23 protein-coding genes are annotated in these 25,281 nt (G+C 57.0%); 12 read left to right on the top strand and 11 right to left on the bottom strand.

The window, feature by feature from the left end; genetic code table 11:
• Window positions 1-81 precede the first annotated feature (81 nt).
• The 9 genes from MWC30_RS17515 to MWC30_RS17475 all read left to right on the top strand — a co-directional run bounded on the left by MWC30_RS17515 (window position 82) and on the right by MWC30_RS17475 (window position 7,622).
• Window positions 82-930 carry a phosphate ABC transporter substrate-binding protein gene (locus MWC30_RS17515; protein WP_244085499.1) on the top strand — a complete coding sequence of 283 codons (849 nt, stop codon included), beginning with the start codon at window positions 82-84 and terminating at the stop codon, window positions 928-930.
• A gap of 202 nt (window positions 931-1,132) precedes the next feature.
• Window positions 1,133-1,801, top strand: a complete 669-nt coding sequence (locus tag MWC30_RS17510) for a PstC family ABC transporter permease (protein WP_244085498.1) — start codon at window positions 1,133-1,135, stop codon at window positions 1,799-1,801.
• 1 nt (window position 1,802) lies between these two features.
• The gene (gene pstA, locus MWC30_RS17505) at window positions 1,803-2,681 is read left to right on the top strand and encodes a phosphate ABC transporter permease PstA (RefSeq protein WP_244085497.1); all 879 of its coding nucleotides are present in this window, start codon (window positions 1,803-1,805) and stop codon (window positions 2,679-2,681) included.
• Window positions 2,678-3,445, top strand: coding sequence for a phosphate ABC transporter ATP-binding protein (locus tag MWC30_RS17500; protein WP_244085496.1), 768 nt, complete (start codon window positions 2,678-2,680; stop codon window positions 3,443-3,445). Before pstA ends, MWC30_RS17500 begins: the two co-directional genes overlap by 4 nt.
• 433 nt (window positions 3,446-3,878) lie before the next feature.
• Window positions 3,879-4,535: a class I SAM-dependent methyltransferase gene (locus MWC30_RS17495; protein ID WP_244085495.1), complete on the top strand. Its 657-nt coding sequence runs from the start codon at window positions 3,879-3,881 to the stop codon at window positions 4,533-4,535.
• Entirely contained in the window at window positions 4,532-5,521 is a 990-nt protein-coding gene (locus MWC30_RS17490) for a class 1 isoprenoid biosynthesis enzyme (protein WP_244085494.1), read from the top strand. Before MWC30_RS17495 ends, MWC30_RS17490 begins: the two co-directional genes overlap by 4 nt.
• A gap of 14 nt (window positions 5,522-5,535) precedes the next feature.
• Window positions 5,536-6,696 carry an ABC transporter permease gene (locus tag MWC30_RS17485; protein WP_244085493.1) on the top strand — a complete coding sequence of 387 codons (1,161 nt, stop codon included), beginning with the start codon at window positions 5,536-5,538 and terminating at the stop codon, window positions 6,694-6,696.
• 3 nt (window positions 6,697-6,699) lie between these two features.
• Window positions 6,700-7,371: an ABC transporter ATP-binding protein gene (locus MWC30_RS17480; RefSeq protein WP_244085492.1), complete on the top strand. Its 672-nt coding sequence runs from the start codon at window positions 6,700-6,702 to the stop codon at window positions 7,369-7,371.
• Window positions 7,368-7,622, top strand: a complete 255-nt coding sequence (locus MWC30_RS17475) for a cytochrome c3 family protein (protein WP_244085491.1) — start codon at window positions 7,368-7,370, stop codon at window positions 7,620-7,622. The genes MWC30_RS17480 and MWC30_RS17475 overlap by 4 nt, the downstream gene beginning before the upstream one ends.
• Before the next feature lie 407 nt (window positions 7,623-8,029).
• Here the strand turns inward: MWC30_RS17475 and MWC30_RS17470 are convergent, their stop codons facing one another.
• Together MWC30_RS17470 and MWC30_RS17465 are read right to left on the bottom strand one after the other, a co-directional pair.
• Entirely contained in the window at window positions 8,030-9,337 is a 1,308-nt protein-coding gene (locus tag MWC30_RS17470; RefSeq protein ID WP_244085490.1) for a (Fe-S)-binding protein, read from the bottom strand.
• A 294-nt stretch (window positions 9,338-9,631) separates the two neighbouring features.
• Window positions 9,632-10,441 carry a sugar phosphate isomerase/epimerase gene (locus tag MWC30_RS17465; RefSeq protein ID WP_244085489.1) on the bottom strand — a complete coding sequence of 270 codons (810 nt, stop codon included), beginning with the start codon at window positions 10,439-10,441 and terminating at the stop codon, window positions 9,632-9,634.
• A gap of 245 nt (window positions 10,442-10,686) precedes the next feature.
• Between MWC30_RS17465 and MWC30_RS17460 the strand changes: the two genes are divergently transcribed.
• On the top strand, window positions 10,687-11,790 hold the full coding sequence (locus MWC30_RS17460) for a hypothetical protein (protein WP_244085488.1): 1,104 nt from the start codon (window positions 10,687-10,689) through the stop codon (window positions 11,788-11,790).
• A gap of 68 nt (window positions 11,791-11,858) precedes the next feature.
• Here MWC30_RS17460 and rpsA read toward each other — a convergent pair whose 3' ends face one another.
• Both rpsA and MWC30_RS17450 read right to left on the bottom strand, forming a co-directional pair.
• Entirely contained in the window at window positions 11,859-13,190 is a 1,332-nt protein-coding gene (rpsA, locus tag MWC30_RS17455) for a 30S ribosomal protein S1 (protein ID WP_244085487.1), read from the bottom strand.
• On the bottom strand, window positions 13,187-13,519 hold the full coding sequence (locus MWC30_RS17450; RefSeq protein ID WP_368860882.1) for an FKBP-type peptidyl-prolyl cis-trans isomerase: 333 nt from the start codon (window positions 13,517-13,519) through the stop codon (window positions 13,187-13,189). The genes rpsA and MWC30_RS17450 overlap by 4 nt, the downstream gene beginning before the upstream one ends.
• A 382-nt stretch (window positions 13,520-13,901) precedes the next feature.
• On the opposite strand from MWC30_RS17450, the gene MWC30_RS17445 reads away from it, so the two are divergent.
• Complete coding sequence (locus MWC30_RS17445) at window positions 13,902-14,144, top strand: hypothetical protein (RefSeq protein WP_244085486.1); 243 nt, start codon at window positions 13,902-13,904, stop codon at window positions 14,142-14,144.
• Between the two features lie 96 nt (window positions 14,145-14,240).
• Here the strand turns inward: MWC30_RS17445 and MWC30_RS17440 are convergent, their stop codons facing one another.
• The 3 genes from MWC30_RS17440 to MWC30_RS17430 form a co-directional block, all read right to left on the bottom strand.
• A complete protein-coding gene (locus MWC30_RS17440) occupies window positions 14,241-15,632 on the bottom strand; it encodes an ExeA family protein (protein WP_244085485.1) in 1,392 nt (463 codons plus the stop codon).
• 150 nt (window positions 15,633-15,782) lie between these two features.
• The gene (locus MWC30_RS17435; protein WP_244085484.1) at window positions 15,783-16,769 is read right to left on the bottom strand and encodes a TAXI family TRAP transporter solute-binding subunit; all 987 of its coding nucleotides are present in this window, start codon (window positions 16,767-16,769) and stop codon (window positions 15,783-15,785) included.
• Window positions 16,770-17,041: 272 nt separating this feature from the next.
• Window positions 17,042-17,362 (bottom strand): hypothetical protein, encoded by a 321-nt coding sequence (locus tag MWC30_RS17430; RefSeq protein WP_244085483.1) that lies wholly within the window; start codon window positions 17,360-17,362, stop codon window positions 17,042-17,044.
• Between the two features lie 451 nt (window positions 17,363-17,813).
• On the opposite strand from MWC30_RS17430, the gene MWC30_RS17425 reads away from it, so the two are divergent.
• A complete protein-coding gene (locus MWC30_RS17425) occupies window positions 17,814-19,883 on the top strand; it encodes a PAS domain S-box protein (RefSeq protein ID WP_244085482.1) in 2,070 nt (689 codons plus the stop codon).
• A gap of 84 nt (window positions 19,884-19,967) precedes the next feature.
• Here MWC30_RS17425 and MWC30_RS17420 read toward each other — a convergent pair whose 3' ends face one another.
• The 4 genes from MWC30_RS17420 to MWC30_RS17405 are packed head-to-tail and all read right to left on the bottom strand — an operon-like array spanning window position 19,968 to window position 25,210.
• Entirely contained in the window at window positions 19,968-21,191 is a 1,224-nt protein-coding gene (locus tag MWC30_RS17420; RefSeq protein WP_244085481.1) for an aldo/keto reductase, read from the bottom strand.
• Between the two features lie 45 nt (window positions 21,192-21,236).
• Window positions 21,237-23,177, bottom strand: a complete 1,941-nt coding sequence (locus MWC30_RS17415) for a 4Fe-4S binding protein (RefSeq protein WP_244085480.1) — start codon at window positions 23,175-23,177, stop codon at window positions 21,237-21,239.
• Between the two features lie 33 nt (window positions 23,178-23,210).
• On the bottom strand, window positions 23,211-24,206 hold the full coding sequence (locus tag MWC30_RS17410) for a DUF362 domain-containing protein (RefSeq protein WP_244085479.1): 996 nt from the start codon (window positions 24,204-24,206) through the stop codon (window positions 23,211-23,213).
• A complete protein-coding gene (locus MWC30_RS17405) occupies window positions 24,203-25,210 on the bottom strand; it encodes a DUF6599 family protein (protein WP_244085478.1) in 1,008 nt (335 codons plus the stop codon). Before MWC30_RS17405 ends, MWC30_RS17410 begins: the two co-directional genes overlap by 4 nt.
• Window positions 25,211-25,281 lie beyond the last annotated feature (71 nt).

Genomic DNA, 25,281 nt, shown 5'->3' with positions numbered 1-25,281 from the left:
CAACTATTTCTTACCATGATGAGCGCGAAGGGGCCGTGCAGATCGCTTCGTGCTCATCGTGAGTGCAACAGGGAGAATCGAATGAGCACGAGAACAACGAAAAGCATTTGCAGGGTGGCGCTGGTTGTCTTCGCATTGATCCTCTGGTCTTCAGCAGGGACTGCCTCAGCGGCTGCCCTCGACAGTTTTGCCGGCCTGGAAGGGACCATCGACATCGCCGGCGGCACGGCCCACATCCCCGTTATGACGGATGCGGCGAAGAACATCATGACCTTCAATCCCAAGATCCGCATCACGGTGGAGGGAGGCGGGTCGGGAATCGGGGTTCAGAAGGTCGGAGAGGGCCTGGTCAGTATCGGGAATACAGGGCGGGCTCTTTCGGAGGAAGAAATTGCCAAGTACGGTCTCAAGAGCTATCCTTTTGCCCTGGATGGAGTGGCGGTGATCATCCATCCCGACAACCCCCTCAGCGGACTCGCGGCAGAGCAAATTCGGGATATTTTTTCCGGCAAGATCACCAACTGGAAGGAAGTGGGCGGAAAAGACGGGGCCATCCACCTTTTCACCCGCGATGAAGCGAGTGGGACTCGTGAGGTCTTCTGGGAAAAGCTCCTGAAGAAGGGACCGATCGCCACCGGCGCCAATGTGGTGGCTTCCAACGGAGCCATGAAGAGTGCCGTCGCACAGGATAAAGACGCCATCGGCTACGCCGGGATCGGCCATGTCGACCAGACGGTGAAGGCGGTCGTTCTGGACGGGGTGGCGCCGTCTCAGGAAAATGCCATGAACGGGAGCTACCCTGTGGTGCGCAAACTTTACATGAACACCAGAGGGGAGCCGTCAAAGCTCGTGAAGGCCTTCATCGACTACATCCTGAGCCCGGAAGGGGTTGCGATCATCACAAAATCCGGATATCTGCCATTGAAATGAAGGACCATCACCGCTGAAAGCCGATTCCGACAAATGGATTGAACGGGCGCTCCTGGGTGCTACGGCAGTCTCGGGGGTCGCCATTGCCGGGATTGTCGTCCTGCTCGGCGTCTTTTGCCTGCCGCTGCTGACTTCGCACGGCCTTGGAAGCATCTTCTCCCGGCAATGGCAGCCCTTCGGCGGGCAGTTCGGCATCCTGCCCATGTGCGCGGGGTCGCTGGCGCTGGCGATCCTGTCGCTGGTTGTCGCCTATCCCGCCGCCCTGGGAATCTGCACCTTGGTGCACGGACTCGCTCGTGGCCTCTCCGCCCGGTTTCTACTTGCCCTCGTTCATTTCATGACCAGTATCCCGACGGTGGTCTACGGTTTTGTTTCCGTGTTCTTGCTGGTGCCGAGGCTGCGGGAATGGTTCGCCGTCGGGAGCGGCTTTTCACTGCTGGCAGCTGTGCTGACTTTGAGCCTGCTCATTCTTCCGACCATCACCCTCGTCCTTCACTCCCGCATGGAGCAGCTCGACCCCACACTCAGACTGGCTGCCGAAGCCATGGGCTTTACCCCGGTCCAGCAGGTACGCTGTGTGCTGCTGCCGGCGGCTGCGCGGGGCCTGACGGCTGCGGCCGTCCTCGGATTTGGAAGGGCCGTCGGCGATACCCTCGTATCCCTCATGCTGGCCGGAAATGCAGCTCAGTTCCCCCATTCGCTGTTTGCCTCGATTCGGACGCTCACCGCCCACATCGGGCTGGTCCTGGCGACGGACAGCCAGAGCATGGCCTACCAGTCCGTCTTCGCCGCAGGGCTCCTGCTTTTTCTTCTCACCGGCGCGGTCAGTCTCCTCATTCGCAAATCAGGCGGCAAGAACAGGGGGCTCTAAAGTGCAAAAAACCTTAGACCGGCTGCTTACCTGCTTGGCCTGGCTTTCCGGGGGCGGCACACTGCTTGCAGTTTCGCTCCTCCTGGTTTTCCTTGCGTCCCATGGAATGCCGGGTATCGACGCGGCGCTCTTCTTCGGAGACACCCCCTGGCTGGACGCCCTCCTCGCCAGAAAACCCATCTTTGGAGGCATCTGGCCTGCCCTCGTGGGGACGTTCTCATTGGTCTTCCTCGCGTCCGTTTTCTCCATTCCCCTGGGAATTGCCAGTGGCATTTACCTCGCCGAATATGCATCAGACCACCGGCACTCACTCCTGGATTTCATGGTGGACCTGCTGTCGGGGACCCCGTCCATTGTCATGGGTCTTTTTGGCTTCACAGCCATTCTCGCCCTTCGCAAAACGTTCCTTCCCGGCGCTCGCACCGGACTCCTGCTCGCCGGCCTCTGCATCGGTCTGCTGGTTTTACCTTACGTCATCCGGACGACCGAATCCGCCCTGGAGGGCATTCCGGATCATTTGCGTCTCCTGGGGCCGAGCCTGGGACTGACGCGATGGCAGAACATCAACAAAGTGCTGCTCCCCCTCGCCGGCCGGGGGATACTGAGCGGCGCCATCCTGGCGGTCGGGCGTGCGGCGGAGGATACGGCGGTGATTCTCTTGACCGGCGTGGTCGCCCATGCCGGTATTCCAGGCAGCCTGGCAGACAAATTCGAAGCGCTGCCTTTTCGCATCTACTACCTGGCTGCGGAGCACCGGAGCCCGCAGGAGCTGGAACAGGGGTTCGCCACTGCCCTGGTCCTCCTTTTGCTGACGGGCCTGCTGTTTCTGGCAGCCGTCCTCCTCCAGCGAAGTGTTGAAAGACGATGGAAAACACGATGACCGAACGGGCTGCACCTATCGTCGAAGTCTCGGACCTGACCGTGTCGTTTTCTGGAAAACCGGTGCTCGATGCAGTGACCCTGTCCCTGTGGACCGGACGGATCACCGTGCTCGTGGGTTCCTCGGGCTCGGGCAAAACGACCCTGCTGCGGGCCATCAACCGTTTGAACGAATGCTTCCCCCACTGCCGAACGGAAGGGGCTGTCCGGCTCAAGCTCGAGGGACGAAGCGGTGACATTTACAAGGACTTTCTGCCCCTCCCGGAAGTTCGGCGACGGGTGGGCATGGTTTTTCAAACCCCGGCCGTCCTGCCTTTTTCCATCCTGAAGAACCTCACCCTTCCGCTCCGAGTGACTCTCGGCATCTGGGGGAACGTTCTGAGCGATCGAGTGGAACGGGCTCTCCAGGAAGTCTCTCTCTGGGATGAAGTGAAAGATCGACTTCAGGATGCTGCCACCACCCTCTCCGGCGGGCAGCAGCAGCGGCTCTGCCTCGCAAGAATCCTGGCGCTGGAACCGCGCGTCCTGCTGCTGGATGAACCCACGGCATCCCTCGATTTCAGGACGACTCACAAAATCGAGGAGCTCCTCGCCAGGCTCAAGGAACGATACGCCATTCTGGCTGTCTCCCACAGCCTGAGCCAGGTGCGGCGCCTGGCGGATAGAGTTCTTGTCCTCAGGGAAGGCCGCATTGCCCAGGAGCTGGACCCGCAGCATTTGCAGGACACTCATGCCTTTCAGGCGCTCCTGGATGAGGTCTTCTGAGGATTATATACTGCGAACGGGTAAAATCTTGACTTTTGAAGGAGCGGCTTCCAGCCGCGATTCTATTGGGAGCCGGCTGGTGCAATCGCGGCTGGAAGCCGCTCCTACGGGTTCATCAATAAGTAAAGATCTCACCCGTTTGGGGTATATATTGCCCCGCCTCCCGGGACGATCTTCGATGAAATCGGAACAGATACCCCCTTGACCCAAGCCGACACGCATGTTAGACAGAGCCGTTAGAGAGCGGTCTTCTGTTACTTTGCTTGCTCACTTCTGGCCCCATTCTCAGAAATGTATAAGCCTTTTTGCTAAATATCCCAGACAGACAGCCACAAAAAGGACGCTCGGCAACCATGAGGGACCTTTGGCAGTCATATAGAAATCATTGTGATTGAGGCGGTTCATGAGCACACGATCTCACGGGGTGCAGGATATGACTATACCTTCAATACCGACACGCGGGCGCACTCTGGATTATGCAGCTCCGGTCTATGACTTCCTGGAGCCGCTTTTTCTCCTCATGAAACAGGCGGAGTATGACCTGACTCTCATCAACGTCCTGGATCCCAGACCGTCGGACACTATTCTTGATTTGGGGTGTGGCACCGGTGTGCTCTGCCGGATGATTGCCGAGCGCTTGCAGCCGGAGCTTGGCGGGAGCGTGACGGGAATCGACGCCGCCGGGAAAATGATAGAAGTGGCGAGAAAAAAGCGGGGGGCACCTCACTGCCGCTTCGAGGCCATGGCAGCGGAGCATCTGCTGTTCGACGACGAAACGTTTGATGCCGTCGTCTCCAGCCTTTTTTTCCATCATGTTCCTCTGGATCTTAAGAAGCTCAGTTTGCAGGAAGCCTTCCGCACGCTCAAGCCCGGAGGAAAGCTGATCGTCGCCGACATGCACAAACCGACGACATTCATGGGATGGCTCGTTTCCCATGTTTCGCGGTGGTTCTTCATGCAGCCGCAGATCGGTGAGAACATACGGGGGGTCCTGCCGGACCTGATGGTGGAAGCGGGGTTCCCGCCGCCACGAACCGTTGCCCAGTATTTTGGCTACATAACCGTTTTTGCGACATCGAAGCCCCAGTGACCCGGCCATTTTCTCAATTCTTCTCGGAAGCGGGCGACTTCGCGCAGTTCGAATCCGAGCTCCATGCGGGTCTGGATCTTTTCTGGAAGACAGCAGCCGTCATCATGCACGACAGCTCCATTCATCTGGCCCTGTCAAACCCATCCCTGCTTTCTCTGGAGAGCAATTTCTTCTCAACGCTGTTCCTGTATTCCTACTACCGGACGGGCATCCCCACCGACCGTCGAGCTCTCTATGTTGCGGTCAACCAGTGCCTGCGCGGGATGGTCACCGGCTGTGACAACATCCTGGACGACGAGTACAAGGTGACTCTCGAAACAGACCTGCCCGCCCAGGCCCATCGCTTCCGCTCCGTACTCGACATCATGGTTTCCGACCGCACCCTGTTTGCGCTCCTGACCCGGTACTGCACTGAGCATAACCTGCCCGTGGAAAAGGCCATCGAGGCCAGCGCCGCATCGTTGCAGGCCCTGGCGCGGAGTGGAGCACAGGAGGCTTCGGAAGAAGGCGGGATCGGAGAGCGTCTCGTCCCCGAGGACGTCCTCCTCAAAATCCATCATTTCAAGACCGGTATCCTCTTTCAGTCCCCATGGGTTATTCCGTCGCTATTGGAGGCCGCAGTCCCTCCCGAGGCGTCCGCGATGAGGGAAGCCCTTCACGACATTGGCATCGGCTGCCAGATATTCGATGATGTGGTGGACCTGTTCGTTGATTTAGGGAATCAACGTCACAATTATGTGGCGTCATACCTCACTCACCGGCAGCCGGCCGATGTATGGCGGCGCATGGAATCCCTGTCTGCAACGGAAAATGCAGGGGACGTTTTCTATGCCGAATTCCCCGATGTCTACAGGAGCATGACTTCCGAGGGGCTTTCCCGCCTCGAAGATGGGCTGCGCCGCCTGTTCTTCCAACGTCACCACCATCTGGTGCGGCCCGCGGCGCTTTTCATAGCCGGGCGGATTGGTGTGCGGATCGAAGACTAAAAAAAGAGCCGACGATGCGATTCGGGTTCATCCTCAAGATCTCCGGCCTGATCCTGCTGCGCTCCTGGCGAGCTACGGTCGTTCTCGCCTTCATGGTCGTTTCAGCCGTGGCCTCACTGGTTTTTCTCTCCTCCCTGGCCGTCGGCACCAACGACGCGATGATTCGCAATTCGACGGAGCTCTTTTCCGGCCATATCATCGGCACCGATATCCCTCGCAAGGGCGATGCCCGCCTCCTGGCCATGGCGGGTGTAGAGCGGGTCCTCATCCGTCGCCAACGACAATTCCTTTTATGGAAAGAGGACGCGCTGGAACCGGTCCTCCTGGTGGGCATCGACCCCGTGCAGGAGAGGGAAGGCACGGCACTCTCGAAGAAGACCGTAAGAGGGCGTTACGTCGAGGCAGGGGAAGAAGCCCTTTACCTGAGCCAGGACACCGCCAGACGGCTCCAGGTCGATGTCGGGAATGAGGTTTCTCTCGGCAGTCGCCTGGGCGTCCCCTTGAAAACCTTCCAAGTCGTGGGTATTTATCACACCGGGATCAGCCACCTCGACCAGGGGCAGGCCTTCTGCCCGATGGATGCATTCCCGGGTGAGGAAGGCTTCATTTCAACGGCGGTCTTCCTGAAGCCGGGCACATCGATCGACAACATCGTTGCTCAATACCGCAAGATTTTGCCATCGGCCACTTTCACGCCCTGGATGGAATTCATGCCCGATCTGAAGCAGCTGATCGACCTGGACGACATGTGCATGGCCATTGTCCTCACCCTGGTCTTTTCCATTGTGTCCGTGGGAATTTCGTGCGCCTTTCTGATTTTTACCCTCAAGAACCTCCGGGAGCACGGCATCATGAAGGCCATGGGCGTTTTGCCCATTCACACCGCCTCACTGCTCGTCACCCAGATCGGCCTGCTCACGGTTTCCGCGGCTGCCTTCGGCACTCTCTTGGGGATTCTGGCGGTGTCCCTTTTTGCACACACAGGCATCGACCTCAGTGACTTCACCTCGCATAATCAGTATTTTGTCGTGTCCGGGGTAATTTATCCACGGCTTACCGGGACCGCGCTTTTTGCCCCTCCTCTTTTGGCGGTCAGTTTTGGAAGTATGGCTGCTGTATGGCCTGCTCTCTATGTCATTCGCAAGAACCCGGCCGAGATCCTGAGGAGTGTATAAACCGTGGTCTCTGTACAGGATGTCTCCAAGCAATACACATCGGGACGGGGTCGGGTAACGGCCCTGGCGGAGATCTCCTTTTCCGTGCAGAGTGGGCAGGGCATCATTCTGGCGGGGAAGTCAGGCTCCGGGAAAACAACCCTTCTGAACTGTATCGGAACACTGGAAAGGCCGGACAGCGGCAGCATTCTCTGCAATGGCAGAGACATCTGTGCACTTTCAGCCAGGGAGCGTGCCCTGTTCCGACGCCAGGAAGTGGGCTTTGTGTTTCAGGCCGGGAACCTGCTGCCCTGGCTGACGGTTGCGGAGAATCTCCAGTTCCCTCTGGAGCTCAATGCAATCCGGGGTAAAATGCAACGGAAGCGCATCGAAGAACTTTTGACGCACTTCGGTCTCGGAGGGTATGAAAAGGCCATGCCGGCAGAATTGTCCGGAGGCGAATCGCAACGCATTGCGTTTGCCCGGGCTATCGCCCATTCGCCTTCGCTGCTCCTGGCCGATGAGCCCACAGCGAGCCTCGACTCCGCCAACGGACGACAGCTTATCGAGCTCATGTTCTCGCTCTGTCGATCCCAGCACACCACTTTATTCATTGCCACACACGATCAGGAGCTCTTGGAAATGACCGATGAGATCATCTATTTGAAAGACGGAAGGATGAGGCAAAGTTTATGACGACAACGCCACGGACGCTGACTTTGGCCCTGCTGCTGGCTGCCCTTCTGGGAATATCCGGGTGCGCCTATCGCTATTACCTTGGAATGCACGGTCCGAGCATCGGAAGCTCTCCACGAATACACGATGCATCGGTGCGGGAAGACGCGCAGTGCCTGGAATGTCATGGGCCGGCCGGGTCGGGTGATGCTCCGCAGACCACGCACCCTCATTTCAAGGGATGCCTCAAGTGCCACAGTGACCGGCAATGATGTTGAGTGTCTTTGAGGGGTGAGACAATAGAGGATTGGAGGGAAAATAAGGTTGGAGTAAAATGAACTGAAAGACCGCCTCACAGGCAGGCTCATGGAAAGGGCCGTGCATTACCGGGCAGGGGAGAGAATTTGCGGCGGAGCCAGCGCCGCATCCGGAGCCAGCGGACTGATATCTTTAGCCTTCCCGGGATGCACGAGCCCTTTTCCAATTGCTCAACCCGCCCTCTTACGAGGGCGAGAAAAAGCCTTACACAAAAGCACACGCTGCTCGTCGGTAGAAATCACGGCCCATCTTCATTCGTTCACGGCCGTTTGGCAGAGGCAGGCAGCCCATGCCAAACGGGAATCACGCCACGAGGGAGTACATACCGACAGTCAATTCCTGCAGCTTGAGAAGCCGTATTTTATTCGACTTCCACTCCCAGTCTTTCCCACTGGGCTTTGGCTTCGGCCTCCGCCTTGGCGACTTCTTCTTCCGTCCAGGGCTCGATGACCAGGCAGTCCGCCACCAACTCCCAGATGTACTTCACCTCGTATGGGTAGTCTTTGTAGTACTTGGGCAGACGCTTCATCATCTGGTCGTGGCAGTTGGAACATCCCACAACGACGACATTGGCCCCGCTGTTTTTGATCTGCTCGTATTTAAAACGGCCATGGTAAGCGGATTCGTCTTCATAAGGCATAGGCCAGTTGCCGCCGCCCGCTCCGCAGCAGTAATTGTTGGCGCGATTGGGCTCCATGTCGACGAATTGGTCCACGCACTGGTTGATGATCCAGCGCGGCTCGTCGTAATAGCCGTAACCGAAATTGCGCTCCAATTCGCGGCCGTGCTTACAGCTGTCATGCCAGGTGAAGACTTTGCCGGCATGCACGCTCTTGTCGAGCTTGATGCGCCCATTGGATATAATTTCCTTCAGGTAATCATACAGGTATATGTGCTCGATTTTGTTGTTCGGGTCCTCCAGCACACATTCCTTCATACCCTTACGGCAGCCATAAGAACCGCCTCCACAGTCGGGCATGACCATGCGGGCGACCTGGTGCTGCTTCATAAAGTCGATTTTGCGCTTGGCCAGGGTGATGGTGGCTTCCAGATCGCCTGTGAAAAGTCCCCAGTCGACCGCTTCCCAGTTTTCCGACGGGATGGTCCAGTTCTCTTTGGCGGCATAAAAGATTCTCCACCACCAGATCATGTCGTCGTTGTCGGCGAAAACTTCCTTGGAATTGGGGAAAAAGAGGATGTCCGCCTTGTCCTTGTCGATGGGAACATAAAAACCCGGCATCTCTTCGGCCAATTCCGAGCCCATGTCGGACATGAGGAAGAAATAATCCTCCTTGGGAATGGCCATATTGTTGCCGGTGTTGATGACATTTTCGACGCCCTTGTGAAGGATTCCGGGAACCTTGTCGCGGGGTCTCAAGCTCTTCATTTTGCCCATGATGCCCACGATATCGATGTTCATGGGGCAGCCATGAACACAGCGGCCACATCCCGTGCAGAGCCAGGGAAATTTGGCATCCACCACCTCGTCGATCATGCCGAAGGCCAGCATGCGGATTACTTTTCGAGTATCCAGACCTTCCGCTCCGGGCCCGCCGGTGATGGGGCAACCATTCGTGCATGTACCGCAGGTCAGACAGAGGTTCAGATCGAATTTGGAGAGGTACTGTTTGATGGATTCCGGGAGTTGCTTACGTTGAAGGGCTTCCATACTAAAATCCTTTCTAAAAGGTCGTCTCTTCCTTCGCCGCACCCAATCTCGTTTGGCGTCTCAGTCCAATTCGCCTCGACGAAAACCGGATGCTGAAAAGTGTAAAACATTTTGCATTCTCTATTAAAGAAAGCGCCTCATCATTTCGGGTGAAATTTTAGACGCGATTATACCCTTTCTTCTGTTTACAAACAATTAAAATTACTTACCCATTAAAACCAAAAACATTTCGACTCACAATTGTCCAATGATCAAACAATCTAAATGGCAGGATCCTGACGGACCTCAAGCCTTTCAAACGAGATACTTCATGGAAGGAGTGGAGCTCATGGCATCGAAATATTCCTGCACGACTCGACGGGTGGCCCACAGGGCTTCCTTGTTCCGCAGCTCAAGGACCCACCAGTCGCACGGCAACGTGTGAAGGAGCTCCAGGCGGTCGAAAATGTCTTCCAGGCTGGCGGGAGGAAGGTGGGTATCGTTGCGTTCTTCGTGATAGATGTGAGCGTTATGTATCTGTTGGGCATGGGGGAAGATAAAATCTTCAACGGTGTAATGCTGGCTCTCCACTGAATGGCAGACCCGGGCATGACCGATATCGAGGGTGACACCCGCACCCGACTTGCGAACCAGCTTTTCGAAAAGCTCCGGGCGGCTGGACCACCCTCCCGCAAGATTTTCCAGGCAGAGTCGGATTCCGAGAATCCTCGCATAATGGACCAGTTCCGAAAGTGCGGACAGGGTTTCGTCCCAGAGAAGGTCCTCCATGGAGTCCCGCCCCAGCCCCATATGAATGGTCATGAATTTCCCGTTCAACTTGGATACGATGCGGCAGGCTTTTTTGAAAGCCTCCCGGGCGGCACGGGCCTTTTCAGTATTCACATCTCCCAGGTCCAAGCCGTTGAAAGCACAGTGATAGCGAACTTCCAGGGGCTGCAGCCTGGAGACATTCTTCAGCAGGCGGGTTTCTTCCAGCGGACTTTCAGGCAGATCCGCCAGCTTAAAGGTCCAGTCCACGCCGGCAAAGCCATGAGCCAGGGCGAATTCCTTCAGGGCGTCCACGTCGGGAATAAAATTGCACAGAGCCAGTTTCGGTCGGTCCATCTCTCACACCTGCAAGGTCCTTGAGTTGCATCAAAAACAAACTGTCGTCCATCCAAGCCGGAACAGGTACGATTTTGTCTTTATAAACAGAAACATCCGAACACTCAAATTGGTTGTTTGAATGTTTTCCGGAGAATCCATTGGAATAATTTATGACAAACCGTTTGATTCCGTTATCATGGATCAGTCCATTGACCCTGCCCCTGGCCATCGCTCTGACTGGATGATGGAGAGGTATATCAGCCATGAAGAAATTCATTTTCAAGTCGGTCGTGCTTTCGGCAATGCTGCTGGGATTGCCGCTCCTGGGAACTTCGCTGCAGGGAAAACCTCCCGAGTCCTACCTGGAATTCCCGCTGAAAACACACCTGGTCATGCACGCCCCTTTTTCCTGGACGCAGTTTTCCATTTACGCCCTCCTGATTTCCGGCGCGACGCTCCCTATCGTGTACCGGTTGTTCAAAGTACCCCGCGCCGCCATCGCCCCTGCCGCCTCTCGTGCCTCCTTCCCCTGGTGGGGATGGCTCGGAACGGCAATGGCTTTATTTTCCTGGGTCCTGGCCTGGAATCGTTTTCCGTGGTTTGCGCCCTTCCAGGCCTACACGTTCACCCCCTTATGGTTTTCCTTCATTCTTGTTGTCAATGCCATCGGATACAGGAGGACGGGCAAATGTCTCCTGACCCATCGCACACGATTTTTTTTGCTGCTGTTCCCGGTTAGCGGCGCTTTCTGGTGGTATTTCGAATACCTCAATCAGTTCGTGCAGAACTGGCATTATCAAGTCCCCCGCTACGATTCCGTCCACTATTTTCTCGCGGGCACCCTCCCCTTTTCCACCGTCCTGCCGGCGGTACTCAGCGTCCGGGAATGTCTCCTCTCCTGGTCACGCCTTCAGCTTGCCTTTGCGGACTTTCTCCCCATCCCTTTCCCTCATCCAAGGGCAACGGCAATCCTCGTGCTTGGTGGCTCTGCTCCGGTTCTGACAGGAATCGGCGTTTATCCGGATTTCCTTTTTTGTTTCCTGTGGGTCTCCCCGCTCCTCATCCTCCTGTCTCTGCAGACCCTTGCCGGAGAACGGCATATCCTCGCGGGGATCGCCCATGGGGATTGGCGCTTCGGGATGGCTTCAGCCCTGGCAGGGCTCGTTTGCGGGATATTCTGGGAAATGTGGAACCACTACAGCCTGGCTGGATGGCATTACGCGATCCCCTATGTGCAGCGGTTCGAGATTTTCCGCATGCCCCTGCTCGGGTACGCCGGCTACCTGCCTTTCGGGCTGGAATGTGCAGCGGTGGGAAGTCTGCTGGAATCGGACCCGACCGGAGAGAAGGCCACGACCAGAGTTTGAGTGCCTTGAGCCCAGGAGAAGGGATCCATGGCACCTTCTCCTGGGCCCTCGCATGGTTTGAAAGCGAGCTATTTCTTCTTTTCTTTCCGGGAGAGTTTAGCCTTGAGCATATCTCCGAGGGTTCCCATGGATTTGGGCCTCTCCTCGGTAAAGCTGGAATAATCGGTGGTTTCAGCTTCTTCGGCTTCAGGACGGTTGTCAAGCTGCATGGCCAGAGCGATGCGCTTGCCGGTCTTGTCGACCGATTCAATCTTGACTTCCAACTTTTGTCCCACCGTCAACACTTCACGCGGGTGATTGATGCGCTTGCCCGCTCCTATTTTGGAGATGTGCAGGAGCCCGTCCACTCCCTCGCCGAGGGAAACGAACGCCCCGAAATTGGTCAGGCGGGCTACTGTACCGGTATGGGAAGACCCAGGGGGAAATTTCACTTCGGCACTGTCCCAGGGATCCGGTGTGGCGGCTTTGAGACTGAAGGAAAAACGGTTCTGTTCCCAGTCCAGCCTGGAGACCACCACTTCCACCTCCTGGCCGACCGTCAACACTTCATGAATATCTTCCACCCGGGTCCAGCTGATCTCAGAAATGGGAATCAATCCCTCGATGGCCCCAATGTTGACAAACGCTCCAAAATCTCGAACCGATGTGATCACTCCCCTGGCGGACATGCCCTCCTGCAACGATTCCCTCAGAAGATCCCGCTGCGCTTGACGCTCTTCTTCCAGGATCGCTCTGTGAGAAACAATGATGTTGCGTCCATTTTCCGCATATTCGGTGATCTTGAAGTTGAGACGCTGCCCGATGAATGCACTGGGATCGCTCACACGGTGCAGCCCCATCTGAGAGAAGGGGCAGAAGCTCCGGACGTTGCCGGCCAGCTTCACTTCATAGCCGCCTTTGATCTCCTTTTCCACCACCCCCTCTACGGGAATCCCATTCTGCCAGGCCTCTTCCAGGTGGTGACGAGCGCTTTCCCCGCCGCCGATCTTCGTGGTGAAGACCTGTGCCCCCTGGCTTCCCGAAAGGTAATAGGCTTGAAGCACATCCCCTTCATTCACCGCCAGGTTGCCCTCGGCATCCAGCAGCTCACGCTTGTCGAGTATGCCTTCGCTTTTTCCGCCAAGATCCAGAAAAACCCAGTCGGGAGTGATCTTGACGATCGTCGCCTTCACTCTCTGGCCGGGCTCCAATCGCTCCCGGCTGATGAAGCTCTCTTCCAGCAGCTCCGCAAAGCTCTTCTCTTCCCCGTCTATCTCTTCGTCTCTGTAATCGCCGTGCACATCGTCAAAGTCACGATCCATCTGTTTCTTATGACCTCTTGCTTCAATGGCTGAATCAGTTTCGGAACTGCGCTCCACCGGGAGCGATTCCCCGCGCGTCTCCAGGAATTTTTCGCTCACCGTATTGCCAGCAGCTCCACTTCAAAAACCAACGTTGCATCGGGGGGAATCACCCCGCCGGCGCCGTAGCGACCGTAGGCAAGATGTGGGGGGATGGTCAGCTGCACCTTGTCCCCCACCTGCATGGTGGCGACACCTTCATCCCAGCCGCGAATCACCTGCCCTTTCCCCAGCAAAAATTCGAATGGTTGCTTTCGATCGACCGAGCTGTCGAATTTCGTCCCATCCAGCAGCCATCCCGTGTAGTGCACCACCACCCGGTCTCCGGTCTTCGGCATGGCCCCATTACCCGCCACGAGCTTCTCGATCTTCAGTTCCGGTGTATCCATTCTCTATCCTTTCCATGCATAGTGGATTCGTCCGTCGTTCGGTTCAAACCATTCACTGCTTACAAGGCATTATAACAGCCTCGATAAAACTTCAAGCATACAGGAGAGTGATGGGGAAAATTTGCTGGAAATGCTTATAAAATAAATATGTAGTGGGGAATGTCTTCAACTGGTTCTCCAATCTGCAAGAGATACTGTGCAAGGCTTGAGGAGGGATCATAGTCATAGCGAAGGCAGGTGAGGCATCCCGGGATTTTTCCGCTCCCGCGCAATGACATCGATCTCACAGCCCGGCCTTTCGCAGCAGACGAAGAAGCACGGAGTCCCAACGAGGAGGGGGGAGACTCAACCCTCCCGGCGAGGGAAAACATAGGAGAACGCCATGCAAACTGAATTCTTCACCTGGGGGAACTTCATTACCTGGATTGTCTGCTCCATTGGCATCTACCTTTCACTCAACTTCAGACTGTACATGATTTTCCATCATCCCGGACGCAAGCTGCAGTCGAGGGTGAGAGCCAAACAGAGGGCGCGGATGGCGATGGGTAAATCCGATGCGGGTTTGGATCCGAAAAGACCGGAATGGAAGGGGAATTGTCAGCCCGGCGCCTGTCCTGCGGGGTAGCGCCACAGAGGATCTTCACGGTGAAAGCTCGCTGGATTCTCTTCGCCGGAAAACAGGGACGTTGCTAAGGAACCGCCACGCCCGGGCCTGTAAAGATCAGCGATCACTCGTCGAGCGCTTTTTGAGAAGCCAATCCACGATTTCTGAAGGATCGGGAGGGGATCCAGACGCCCGATCCTTCCTTTCATCTGCCTTTTGAACCTCCCGGGGTGCGGGGACAGGATCGATCTTGGGAGATTCCGCCGCCTTCTTGCTTTCTTTTTCCGAGGGTGTGGCTTGAGAAGAGGATAGTGCAGGCTTTGGTGCTTCCAAAACCTTGTCCGGCTCAGAGGGCTTCTGCAGCGCCCCGGCAGGAGACGGCTCAGGCCTGGGCGGCTCCTGAGGCAGGGACTGGGTGGAAGGAATCGACTCCACAGGCCGTTCTTCGGCTGCGGGAACTTCCTTCCTGACCTTCATTCCCACCGAGGAGGCTGCCGAGTCTTTCGGGCGAGCCTCCTCATGCAGCGGCGCGGGGGGAGGCCTTTTATCTTCGGGTGAGGGGGTTGACCGGCTCTTCATTGGCGCGACGTTCACGATACTCGATAGAAGGGTGCTTCCGTAGAGGGAAAACCAGAGAATTGCCGCAAGGGACACGAGCACCGCAAGGCCCCAAAAAACCCATTTCAAGGGGAACTTCCGGCTTCTGCCCTCCAGGTCGGCGAGCACCTCTCTGACGACTTTGGCGGAAATGGGCTTTTCCATGTACCCATAGCCGTTGATGAGAACGTTGTCACAGATGATATTGATCTTCCGTGGTATGCCTGCTGCATGCCGATTGATCAACTTCAACGCCGACTTTGAAAAAATGCTGTCGATGTCCCCTCCGCATTTGGTCAAACGGTGTTGGATGTAATCGTAGCTTTCCTTCGGTGAGAGAGGGCTCAAGACAGACCGAACGGCAATGCGCTGTTTGAGCTGACGGAGCTCCGCCCGATCCAGGACGGTGTCCAGCTCGGGCTGCCCCACCAGGATGATTTGCAGAAGCTTCTCCTTGGAAGTTTCGAGATTTGAGAGCATTCGAAGATTTTCGAGAGTCTCTATGGGCATATTCTGAGCTTCATCGATGAGAAGCACCACGTTATGCCCCTGGTTGTACTCTTCGATCAACGCCATGTGCAGGCCATGGAGCATTTCAAAGGTCCGTTCCGAGGGAACGGAAACCCCCAGTTCCTGAGCGATGAATTTCAGCAGATTCTCATACGTCACATTGGCATTGAAAACGAAAACGGTTCGAACTTTCGCATCGTCAGCCTGGGCCAGGTAGGAATGGAGGATGGTGGTCTTTCCCAGCCCGACCTCTCCCGTAATGGAGATGAAGCCCTTTCTCTGCTCCACCCCATAGATGATGACTGCGAGAGCCTCCTTATGGCTGGGACTGAGATAAAGGAATTCCGGATCCGGGGTGATGTGGAATGGCTCCCGGTCAAGCCCGTAAAACTCTAAGTACATATCTATCGCCCTTGCGTCGAGTGCCTCTGAGGGAATAACAGCATGCCGCAGGAAAAGCCGATGGGATCACATGGAATGCTTCCCTTAATAAGGTCGGCAGTCCTATGGAACGTGCAAAACAAAAACGTTGCTCCACCACCGATTTTCACATCACCGCAAAATCTCCTTGATGGCATCCAGAACGGGATTGAGGTCGGCAGGGCTTTTGCCTCCCTTTGACTTTGGGCTTTTTTCCAGCTGAGCCCGCACGCAGTCATATTGCTCCCAACCCTTGAGGGGATAATCCAGGTCCACGGCTTTCCATTTGGGATGGCCGTTTGCAATGAGCCAGTCCATATTGTCCGCGATGATCGCGGCAAATTGCCCAATATTATAGCAGTTGGTCGTCCTGAAGTTGTACGCAATGAGCACCGCCTTCACGGCCACGGTCGAAACCGGCTCTTTCTGCCAGGCGTAGACTCCGGCAGGAATTTCCACATTGGGATAAAATTGCACAACTGCGGGGTTGAGGATCGGAAGCAGGGCGAGCCCATCCTGTTCGGAGACTTTCTCCGTAAATAATTTGACGGGATAACCGGCCACATAAAACATGGCGTCGATCTTGCCCGCCTTCAGCTCTGCCAGTCCCTCTTCCGGACCGATGGTCAGGATCTCCCCGGGCTTGATCTTGGAAACCTCGAAGAGGAGCTTTGCCGTCACATACGTACCGCTCCCCTCAGCGCCGATGGCAACTTTCTTGCCGGTCAGATCGTCAAAACCGGAAATCCCTTTTTTCCCGATCAAGTGTATCTCTTCATTGTAGAGAGGAAACACCATCTTGATCTTTTGCGACACATCCCGCAGCACCTGGTTGGTCTGGACCCGTGCCACGAAAGCGAGGACATCAGACTGAACAATTCCCAGCTGTGCCTGAGGTTTTCGATAAACGAGGTTGATGTTGTCGATGGACCCATTGGAGGGAAGCACATTCAGCTGAAAGTTGTATTGCTTGACCAGCTCTTTGAGATTCAAGCCAAACTGGTAGTAGGTCCCCTTTTCACTTCCCGTCGTGATGCCCAGTTCCACTGCATAGGCCTCACCCATCAGAGCCAATACGGAAATCAGGATGAGAGCAAGCTTCATCGTCCAGTTTCTCATGGGACCCCCTCCTCTCTTATGCCAGCCCGCCAGACCCTTCAACCCGCGACAACAGGGTTGCAGGGCATTTCCGGGCAGATCTCTGGAAACGTTAACAACATGTGCCGGTACAGATCGGCGAAAGCCTTCACGCTAAGGGAGAATGCGAAGAACAAACTGGCAACACTTTGCATGCGGGCTTTCGCCTATGCAACAGAATTCATACTTCCCCTGAGAAAAAGTACGACGGGTAAGCAGGAAACAGTCGGCTGCCATGATTGAGCACGGTGGGGTCACACGGCATACCGATCCCGCAGGAAGCGCTTCAAACCGGCGACCAGCTTCGGAACCCCCGCGGCAGAGACGGCTCCCAGGGAGCCCAGGTTCAGGACCTTCGCGAAAGTACCCGGCACCTGGCCCACCACATGAATGTTATGATCCACCACATCGATGCGGGCACCGGCATAGGGCGATTTCTTGACCATCACCATTTTATCGGGAGGCCCGTTGTAGATGCATTCGTAATGCGGAAAGTGCTTCTTCAGTTCCATCACCATCGCCTCTACCGTCAGAGGCCGATGTTTTTTTGCCACGCGGATGATTTCAGGCTTCATCGTTCACTCCTAACGATCATGAATACAGCGGTGTCCACCCCCATCCATAAAATCCCCCCTGCCCCCCTTTACCAAAAGGGGGGAAATGCAACTTTTCCCCTCTTTGGCAAAGAGGAGAAACGCAACTGCTTCCCCTTTATCAGAGGGGGACTGAGGGGGATGTTCATGGTAATGGTAAGAAACTCTTGAAATTCGCTCATTGGATATTAGAAAAATCCAACTCGTGGGTCAAAAAAAATCTCCTGCGCTCATGCCCGCTGCCCCTCCGCATCTCGGGGCAGCGGCGGCCCTGCTGCTCCACAATTCTCTCATTTGCGAACCGGCAGGATTTTGTTATTCTTGCCCAAAATCCGGAGGCTGGGGAATTGTCGGGAATTCCTCAGGCCTCGCAGTCTATGAATATCCATCTTCCTTCCCCCGCAGTTTTCAGGGATGAGCAGGAAAGATTTCTATGCCAGACCACCCCGGTGATCCCCATTTCCACCATGAACCGCAGGCTCTGCACGAGGCCGATGCGCCCGTGCCCCATGCCTCTGACGCGCCGGAAAACAGGCTCCATTGCATGGAAGCCCTCTACCAACTGGCCCTGACTTTAGCAAAGGGAAGGAGTCTCCAGGAAAATCTTCAGCGCCTGGCAGAATGCAGTCACGAACTGACCGGCGCGGATGCGTCGGGAATCGCCGTTGGAGAGGAGGGGGACGAAGCCTTCCCCATCCGCTGCTCTCTGGGACTTCGACCGGACGTGTTCATGAAACTGCGCTTCAACCCGATTGAAAGCCCGAACGGTTTGACACGAGAACCGGAAAAATCTGCGCCTTCCATGGATTTCACCCGCACCGGCACCATTCTGGACGTCGACAGGCCTATCATCACCCGGGAGGGATTTCTTTCAGACATGATGGTTCCCATCCAGATGGATGAGGATGTCATGGGCATGCTCTGCGTCTTCAGCAGATCTCAAACACCCTTTACCCCTTACCACCTGGATATCCTTCGCAAAATAGGACACCTTGCAGCGGTTGAAATACAGCGCAGGAAGACGGAGGCTTTGCTGCGCGAGAGTGAAGAGCGATTTCGTTTCATGGCCGAAACCACGGGGGACGTGATCTATCGGCTAAAGTATCTCACCATGACCTACGATTACATCAGCCCTGGAATCCAGCAGCTCACCGGGTATTCCCCCGAAGAAATCAAGGAATCCCGCTTCGCCGGACTGGTCGAGCGCATCGAGCTTTTAGGGAAGGGGCCGGTATCCCCCAGGGATATCGTCAGGGATCGCACCCAGGGAAAAATCATTGAATACCGGGCCGATTATCTCATTCGCACCCGTCCCGGCCCTCTGAAATGGGTGCGGGATCATTCTTTCCCCTGGCTGGACAATGAGGGCCACATCATCGGGTCGGTGGGAATACTCAGCGACATCAGCGACTACAAGCGGGCGGAAGCCCGCGTGCAGGAGCGCACGAACGAGCTCATCGAATCGGAAGAGAAATACCGTACCCTTGTAGAGAATGTTCCCCTGGTGGTCTACCGCATGAGGCCGGGGAAGGAAATCCTTTTTGTGAACCACTTCGTGGAGGAGATTTTTGGCTATACGCCTCCCGAGATCCTTGCCAAACCTCACCTCTGGACGGAACGGCTGTATAGCGAGGACCTCCCGAAAGTTTTGGACCTCTGGGAAAAAAGCTGCCGGGATGGAAAAGAATTCTTGGAGGAATACCGGATCGTCCACAAGGATGGACACCTCGTCTACGTGATGGATCACGCCATTCCCTTTGCAGGCCCTACGGGGGCTGCGGAATGGCTGGACGGAATCATCATGGACGTGACAGGCAGGGTCCGGCTTCGGGAGCAGCTCGTTCGATCCGAGGGGCTCAAAACCATCAGTGAAGTATCGGCCCGCCTGGCCCACGAATTCCGCAACCCACTGGTGTCCGCTGGAGGCTTTGCCCGGCGCCTCCTTTCCACCATGCCCCAGGGTGACCCCAACCGAAGCAAGGTGGAAATCATCGTGAAAGAGGTGGGGCGACTGGAGGGAATCCTCCGCATGGTCCTCGACTATATCCAGCCGGTGGAGCTCCAGAAATCTCCCACAGACCCCAACCGGTGGATCCGGGAGGCCATCGGGGAACTCGAGGCTCAGCTCCATGAGCACCATGTCCGCATGGAGCTTCGCTTGACGGAGGAGATCGACTCCCTCTCCATCGATCGCCCCAAAATGGAATGCGTCCTCCAAACCCTCATCAAGAATGCTCTCACCCAAATGCCGGCCGAGGGCAGCCTGTCCCTTCATACCGAGCGCAGGAAAGGAAATTTCTCACTCCAGCTGCGCTATCCCGTGCAGCATATATCCAAAGACGACATCGAGCACTTTTTCTACCCCTTCACCACGTTCAAAGACGGCTACAACGCCGGAGACCTCCCTTTTTCCAAGATTCTCATCGACAAGCACGGGGGAGAAATCAGCGTCACCGTGGACGCAGCCGGTCATCTTGTCATCTCTATTTCCCTGCCGCTGTGATTTTGCCCGGCAGCCTCCCGCACGCTTTCTTCCCCTCTGAGCCTTCACGCCATCGAGCCCAAAGCCTGAATCGTCATCGAGAGGTCATGCCAGCAGCGCAGCCGCTTCCCGCATGAGCTTCCCGATGCGAAGCCTCTGCGGGCAGTTCTGTTCCGCTGCCGTGTAATCGAGATCCGACAGGCAGAGGCGCACTTCCGAAGGTATATACCCGAAGAGCCTCCTGGCCCGCTCGTGCTCGCCGTAGCTGTTATAATACATGAGACAGCGCATCACGTCTCGAATGGGAACGGCTCCACCGACAGCGGTTTCGCAGAGTGTGGCACACCCTGCACAGTAGCTCGAAGCCGTTTCCTGTGCATACCGCTCCATGAGCCGGAGATCCTCCGCCGAGAGCTCTGTCCGGTTCAAGGCGGCGGCCACGTTGGACATGAGGATCGTCATGGTGGGCATCTGGGAGCAGATGCTGGCGATGGCGGGATTCTCCCAGACGGCTTTCAGCCTTGCCTGCTTGTCGGTAAAGCCCTGTTTCAGGAATCGGCCGGCCAGCTCCAATTCCGTTTCACTGTCCATGCCGACAGGGCCTCCCCCCTGGGTCTTCATGGCCGTGAGTCCAATGCCTGCACGGACACAGGCATCCACCGCCTTTTTCATTTTATCCTGGTGCATGTTGCGGAAATTGTAGCTCATCATGATGCCGTCGATCCAGCCCAGTTCCGCCGCCCCGAGCATGCAGTCTTCCATGTTGCTGTGAGTGCTGAATCCGAAAAATTTGATTTTCTTATCCGCCTTGGCCTTTTCAGCCCACGCTTTCATCGCGGGAGCGAGCTCCCGGATGCCGCTGACACCGTGCAGGAAGTAAAGATCGATGAAATCCGTGTTGAGCCTCCCCAGCGACTGGTTGAGCAGGGCCGTCATTCCGTCGGGATCGCGGGCATCCGACTTGGAGACGAGAAAAACCTTTGCCCGGCTCTCGGGATACTTTTTGAAGAACTGGCCCATACCGGCTTCGCTCTTCCCGCCGCCGTAGCAGTCCGCCGTATCCCAGTAGGTCACCCCCCAGTTCAGGGCCTGCTTCAAGAGAAGCTGATTGGAGGGAATGTCGAACATCCCTCCCAGAGAAAGGGATGACACCTGGACCCCGGTTTTTCCAAAGGGGCGAAGAGGCACTGTTTCATGGGCACCGGCTTCCTCGGTGGCTGTATCCTTGTTTTGCGCCAAAGCCTCCCGTGCCGCAAGGAGTGATCCGGTTCCCAAGGCTCCGGCCGTCCGAAAGAAATCACGCCTGGATAGCTCTTTTTTTTCGGTCATTTTCCGCACCCTCCCTCTGCCGTCCAATTCCTGGGCTCCTGCTCCCTATCCGGGAAGCAGCGAATGTTTTCGATTCCTGGATTCATTTTCCGCCGTAATACGAATGGCCCTCTTCCCGCTGACGGGGCATTCGTGCTCACACACCCCGCATCCGATACAGCGCTCGGGATTGACATACGGACGCTGGAGCCGCACCTGGATCTCCAGGGGCGTCCCTTCCGGGAGAGCGTCTTTCCAGGGCTCGCCCGGTCCCACTACCCGAGACCGTTCGGCCTGCTCCACAATGAGGCGGCGCACCTCTTCCCCGACAGGCTTCACGAAGTAGTCTCCCGTGGCGAACTGCCCTGCGCGCAGGGGAATCGCGGCACCCTCCAGCTCCAGAGTCTCACCCTGCCGCCTTTGAACTCTCAGGGCACCGGTTGACACCGTCACGAATTCTTCCCTGGCAACAATCGCCTTGGGACTGACAGGGCAGTTCTCCTGGCAGACGATGCAGGGTCGATCCATGGCCCACGGCAGGCACCGCCCCCGGTCCACGAAGGCCGTTCCCATGCGGACCGGCCCCTCGGCGGCGAACTGCCCGCGCCCCAGTTTTTCCTGCAGGCTCAAGGGACGGATGGCAGCGGTGGGGCAGACATGTCCGCAGGCGACACAGTTGAGCTGACACCCGCTGGTCCCCATGCGGAAATTAAGGACGGGTGTCCAGAATCCCTCCATCCCTCCCTCCGACGTCGCCGGCTGAATGATATTGGTGGGGCAGATGCGCATGCACTGCCCGCATTTGATGCATCGCGCCAGAAATTCGGTTTCGGTCAAAGCGCCCGGAGGACGGATGCGTTCAGGGTTCCAGGCTGGTCCCACCGTTCCGCTCAGTCGCATGAGAGGGACCGCCGCCACGCCCGATGCCAGGGTGATGAGCACCCCCCGTCGGGAAATATCGGGAAGGAGGACTTCTCCCGATGCCGATCGGTCCATACGGTAGGTCATGAGTCCATGTCGGCAGTTTTCCAGGCAGTTCATGCACAGGATGCATTCTGAATGGCGAATCTGCTCAGCCGGTTGGCAAGCTCCCTCACAGCCTGCGGAACAGAATTTACACTGGGTGCAGATATCTTCCTTCTTGCCCACCCGCCATAGAGCAAATCGGCTCATGACACCAAACAATGCGCCGAGGGGGCAGACAAACCGGCAATAGAACCGGGGGCGCCTCAGATTCAGGAGGACAGCGGAGAGAAAGACCAGTCCCGCGACCCAGGCGCCCTGATAATAGCGCTGGCTTTCGGAAAGTTTCCGGCCTGCACCATCCAGCAGCGGGACGAGGGCCAGATGAAAGGACCGATGCAGGAGCGGGAGGGGATCCAGAAGCCCCGTCTGCAAAGAGGCTGCAACCATCGGCCCCACGGCCAGGATACAGGCTGAAAGTGTGAAGACCCCCGACAGCAGGAGCAAGACGCCTGTCTGCTTTTTCCCCGGGCCAAAACCCTTGACGAGACCGACACTCGCGGCCAGGAGCGCCCCTCCCGCCAGAATGCCCGCCACGGCCGGCGAGCCGAAAATACCCTGAAGCAGCTTCCCCAGCAGAGACCCCGACGCTGCCGCAAGCAGCAGCGCCAGCAGATAATACTTGATGGATTGGCCGGGGTGATAATCATCCTGCTCCACGACACGGGCAAACGGCTTGCCCTGCCGGGCCAGGTAGCCCACCAGGTGGTGCAGGGATCCGAAGGGGCACACCCAGCCGCAGAAGAAACGCCCCAGAAGGACCGTCAGGACCACGGTGACGAGAGCCCAGGCGAGACCGGCATACAGGGTACCCGTCGCCAGCAGGGTACCGAGTGCCGCGAGGGGGTCCAGCTGCAGAAACCAGTTCACGGGCCAGCCGCGCAGCTGCCACCATTCCTGCCCCACGGCGGTCACCACGCAGAACCAGAGGAAGAGCATCAAGAAGAAAGTCTGGCTGATTCTTCTGACAATAACGATTCTCATGCATTCCTCACCCAGCAGGGTTTTGGACGGGGTTCACCCCAGTTGGGACCGCACCGGGTGGAGCGACTCGAAATCCGCCGTACCAACTCCCGCACCCGCAGCCTTGCCGATAAAGGGAAGGTCTTCGACGCTTCTCCCCAGGAGGCGCACTCCAAAGGCATCCACCGCCACCTGGTCGGTTCCCACAACCAGCGTGTTCATGTTGTGAAGATCCGACAGGGAGCCACCCGTCGGTCCATTGCTCATCATGACCGTCGTTCCATCCAGGATGACAAGCGTCGGCCGGACCATCATGGCCAGTTCTTTAATGATATTGTGGATATCCTGGTGAAAAATATTCCTGCGTCCTCCCAGCAGCCCATACCAGTTTTTCATCACCATGGAAGCGCCGCTCCTGTGATGATCTTTCAAGGGAGCCATCCCGATGAGCTTGTTCATCCCGTCGAAGGGAGAAAGGAGCACGGGCCAGTTCCGGATCAACTGCCCTCCGGCCAGGGTCAGGGGCCGAAAGTAATGCTCCCGGGGCAAAAGGACTTTCGCTCCGGCCGACTCGGCTGCCTGGCCGATACCGCTCCATGTGAAGCAGCTCCTGGGATCATTGATGGGGTTGTCCGTCACCGCCACCTCAGCCGCCCCCACCTCGAGGCACATGCGGATGACTTCCCCCAGGAGCTCGGGATGGGTCGTGGCCGACAGCATGGGGGGACTGGCAAAAGCGGCGTTGACCTTGATGAGGACGCGGTCTCCCTTCTCGATGAATTTTTCCATGCCTCCCAGGGACTTCAGCGCCAAACGCACGGTTTGAGCCCTGTTGGAGCCTTGTGCGATGGCCATCACCGGGGAGCCCCCCGGGATGGAAAAATCGGGCAATACCCATGCATCCCCGGAAGAGCCTCCGGGCTCCGGTCCGAGGGGGTCGTGGAGGATTCCCCCGAGGGAAACGGCAGAGGCAATGACGGCTCCCGCTTTGGCGGCCCGGAGGAGAAAATCCCTCCGGGTCAAGGGAGGAACGTTCCACGATGACTTCATGGGGCCATCTCCATCAATCTTTCGTAGAGTCGGTGAGCCATTTCGATCCCCAGAGCCGCGTCTTCCGCCTCATGCACCCCCGCCAGGAAAGCCCCGTGGCTGAAAAAGACCTCCACCGTGTCGAAAACCTGCACTACACGGCAGTCGGGAACCTCGCATGGAAATGCGGCATCGCTTCCTCCACTGCGGAGGAGGAAATCATGGTAGTCGGCTGCAAGCCGCTCGGCCTCCTCCGGTGTCTTCCGCAGGGAGAGAAAAGCACTCTGCGACCTTCCCTCCACGGAGTACTGGGCGATAAAGACATTGTTCAGCCCCTCGAATCCAAACACATCGCTGCTGAGAAGCGTGAGGCTCCCTGCCTGGAGGTTTTCGGGCGGAAAGGCCCTTTCCTCCGTCAGGCCACCGGAATCACCGCTGCTTTTCCGGAGCACATCTCTCGCCCAGGTCTCCATGGCACGAGCCAGCGCCTCATGGGGCACCGAGGCCACCATTTCCACGTAGAATCGGTCTTGAACCAGGAACAACGCGTTCGGGGTTGCATAGGCAAGGTTCAACCCCTTCAGGTCGCTGCCGTCGGCACGCCTCTGGCTGCTGAAAACGGCAAAGGCATTCCGTGGACTGCCCATGTCATAAATGAACAGCTCGAACCACGCCTCGGGAGCCCCCTCCAGGGCAAAACGGCGACTCTGCAGATTTACAAACCCTGCGGAAAGGTAAAGCTCCGCCTTCCCGTTGATCTTCTCCGAAAGGGTCCCGGGGCCGAAGGCCTCCACGGGTGTCAGAGGAGTCACGCCCTCCGGGATGGAAAAGGGGAGCGCCACAGGGTCCGCCCCGGAATGACCGGAGGAAGCCGCCGCCCCAAAGTTCCCCTCCCCGGCGGGGGCGGTATAAAGTGAGGCATCGTAATGGAACTGCTTCAGGAAAATCCCCACGGCAATGCCGGACAGGAGCAGCAGCACGACAAAACCCGTCAGGGATTCACTCCTCGATGGCGTTCTTTTCACGGGCGCTCCTCACGTGAAGAACTGGATGAGGGAACGGATGACACATTCAGTGGAAAGGATGTTACAGTTAA

It is taken from the genome of Desulforhabdus sp. TSK, assembly GCF_022836495.1.
Classification (GTDB): Bacteria; Desulfobacterota; Syntrophobacteria; order Syntrophobacterales; family Syntrophobacteraceae; genus Desulforhabdus.
This window is presented reverse-complemented; position numbering and strand designations above follow the sequence as displayed.

Excerpts from the sequence above, each read along its gene's own strand:
- MWC30_RS17515 (WP_244085499.1), top strand. The coding sequence starts at position 82 with ATGAGCACGAGAACAACGAAAAGCATTTGCAGGGTGGCGCTGGTTGTC.
- MWC30_RS17510 (WP_244085498.1), top strand. The coding sequence starts at position 1,133 with ATGTGCGCGGGGTCGCTGGCGCTGGCGATCCTGTCGCTGGTTGTCGCC.
- MWC30_RS17500 (WP_244085496.1), top strand. The coding sequence starts at position 2,678 with ATGACCGAACGGGCTGCACCTATCGTCGAAGTCTCGGACCTGACCGTG.
- MWC30_RS17495 (WP_244085495.1), top strand. The coding sequence starts at position 3,879 with ATGACTATACCTTCAATACCGACACGCGGGCGCACTCTGGATTATGCA.
- MWC30_RS17485 (WP_244085493.1), top strand. The coding sequence starts at position 5,536 with ATGCGATTCGGGTTCATCCTCAAGATCTCCGGCCTGATCCTGCTGCGC.
- MWC30_RS17475 (WP_244085491.1), top strand. The coding sequence starts at position 7,368 with ATGACGACAACGCCACGGACGCTGACTTTGGCCCTGCTGCTGGCTGCC.
- MWC30_RS17470 (WP_244085490.1), bottom strand. The coding sequence starts at position 9,337 with ATGGAAGCCCTTCAACGTAAGCAACTCCCGGAATCCATCAAACAGTAC.
- MWC30_RS17465 (WP_244085489.1), bottom strand. The coding sequence starts at position 10,441 with ATGGACCGACCGAAACTGGCTCTGTGCAATTTTATTCCCGACGTGGAC.
- MWC30_RS17460 (WP_244085488.1), top strand. The coding sequence starts at position 10,687 with ATGAAGAAATTCATTTTCAAGTCGGTCGTGCTTTCGGCAATGCTGCTG.
- MWC30_RS17450 (WP_368860882.1), bottom strand. The coding sequence starts at position 13,519 with ATGGATACACCGGAACTGAAGATCGAGAAGCTCGTGGCGGGTAATGGG.
- MWC30_RS17445 (WP_244085486.1), top strand. The coding sequence starts at position 13,902 with ATGCAAACTGAATTCTTCACCTGGGGGAACTTCATTACCTGGATTGTC.
- MWC30_RS17440 (WP_244085485.1), bottom strand. The coding sequence starts at position 15,632 with ATGTACTTAGAGTTTTACGGGCTTGACCGGGAGCCATTCCACATCACC.
- MWC30_RS17435 (WP_244085484.1), bottom strand. The coding sequence starts at position 16,769 with ATGAGAAACTGGACGATGAAGCTTGCTCTCATCCTGATTTCCGTATTG.
- MWC30_RS17430 (WP_244085483.1), bottom strand. The coding sequence starts at position 17,362 with ATGAAGCCTGAAATCATCCGCGTGGCAAAAAAACATCGGCCTCTGACG.
- MWC30_RS17425 (WP_244085482.1), top strand. The coding sequence starts at position 17,814 with ATGCCAGACCACCCCGGTGATCCCCATTTCCACCATGAACCGCAGGCT.
- MWC30_RS17420 (WP_244085481.1), bottom strand. The coding sequence starts at position 21,191 with ATGACCGAAAAAAAAGAGCTATCCAGGCGTGATTTCTTTCGGACGGCC.
- MWC30_RS17415 (WP_244085480.1), bottom strand. The coding sequence starts at position 23,177 with ATGAGAATCGTTATTGTCAGAAGAATCAGCCAGACTTTCTTCTTGATG.
- MWC30_RS17410 (WP_244085479.1), bottom strand. The coding sequence starts at position 24,206 with ATGAAGTCATCGTGGAACGTTCCTCCCTTGACCCGGAGGGATTTTCTC.